At 68.5% G+C, this 1,465-nt stretch carries 1 protein-coding gene; it reads right to left on the bottom strand.

Features of this window, described 5'->3' with window-relative positions; all coding sequences use genetic code 11:
• Positions 1-25: 25 nt before the first annotated feature.
• On the bottom strand, positions 26-1,228 hold the full coding sequence (locus ACFYMO_RS31665) for an IS110 family transposase (protein WP_388550934.1): 1,203 nt from the start codon (positions 1,226-1,228) through the stop codon (positions 26-28).
• Between the last annotated feature and the right edge of the window lie 237 nt (positions 1,229-1,465).

The following is a 1,465-nucleotide window of genomic DNA, read 5'->3' as shown; positions in this document are numbered from 1 at the left end:
CGGGGGGGTGTCCCTATGGGTTTCGTCAACCTGTAGGGGCTGGTTGGGGGTTGTAGAAGGTGCCGTCGCGGAGCATCGCGAAGAGCACGTCGGCTCGTCGTCTCGCGAGGCAGAGGAGGGCTTGGGTGTGGTGCTTGCCCTGGGCGATCTTCTTGTCGTAGTAGGTCCTGGATCTGGGCTCGGACAGGGCCGCGAACGCGGACAGGAAGAAGGCCCGTTTGAGTTGCTTGTTTCCTCGCCGGGACGGCTGTTCGCCCCGGATCGAGGACCCCGAGCTGCGGGTCGCCGGGGCGAGGCCGGCGTAAGCGGCGAGGTGGGCGGCTGTCGGGAAGCCGCTGCCGTCGCCCACGTCGATGAGGATCCTGGCTCCGGTCCTGACGCCGATGCCGGGCATGGACGTCAGGACCCGGGAAAGAGGGTGGGCCTCCAGGAGTTCCTCGATCCTGGTGGCCAGCAGTTTCCGCTGGTCGAGCACGTTCTGGAGCGAGCCGGCCAGGCTCGGGACGATCAGTGCGGCCGCGTCGGTGCCGGGAACGACAACGGTCTGTTCGTCGAGCGCGGTGAAGATGTCCCCGACGAGCCGTTCGGCCATGCGTGGGGCCTTGGGGTGCATGAGGCTGATGAGCCGCCGACGTCCGGCCTTGCGGATCTGGGCCGGGGAACCGAACCGGTCGAGCAGGGCGAGGACGGCCGGGTGCTGGATGCGCGGGCCCAGGACGCGCTCGAGGTGCGGGTGGATCTGGGTGAGCAGGCCGCGGAGGCGGTTGCTGATCCTGGTCGCCTCGCCGGCGAGGTCGTCATCGAAGCCCACGACCATCTCCAGCTCGGCGACCGCCTCGTCCTCGAGGGCGATCGCGCGGAGGGTGTGAGGCATGGAACGGGCGGCGTCCGCGATGACGAAAGCGTCACGGGCGTCGGTCTTGGCCTCACCGGGGTAGAGGTCGGCGATCCTCCGCATCGTCAGTCCGGGAAGGTAGGCGACCTCGCAGCCCATGTCGCGGGCGACCGCGATGGGCAGGGCCCCGATGGAGGCCGGCTGGTCGACGGCCACGAGCACGGTGCCGTGCTTCGCGGTCAGCTTGCTGAAAACCTCGCGGAGTTTGGGTTCGCTGTTGGGCAGCCGCCGGTCGAACGCCTTCTTCCCGGCCGGGGTGACGGCGGTGGCGTGGTGTTCGCCCTTGCCGACGTCCAGGCCCAGGAAGACGCCGATGTCGCTGATGTCGATCACGTGCAGTCTCCGGTCGTCCTCGCCCGGCCTTGGCACGGCACCGATCGCCACATCCACATTACGAAGAGCCTCCCGACCTGCGAAGAAGCCGGTGGTCATGTCCCTAATCAGCGGTCTGTCGATGCCTCCGGAGCTGGTGACACCACCCCCCGGGCCATGCGTTCGACAGGGGGACACAGTCATGCCAGCTCCAGAGGCCGGGAGCCCCGTTGCGGGGCCACGAAAAAGGTAATGGGG

The organism is Streptomyces sp. NPDC007025, from assembly GCF_042869455.1.
Lineage (GTDB): Bacteria > Actinomycetota > Actinomycetes > Streptomycetales > Streptomycetaceae > Streptomyces.
The sequence above is the reverse complement of the archived record's forward strand: the minus strand, read 5'-3'. Positions and strand labels throughout refer to the sequence as shown.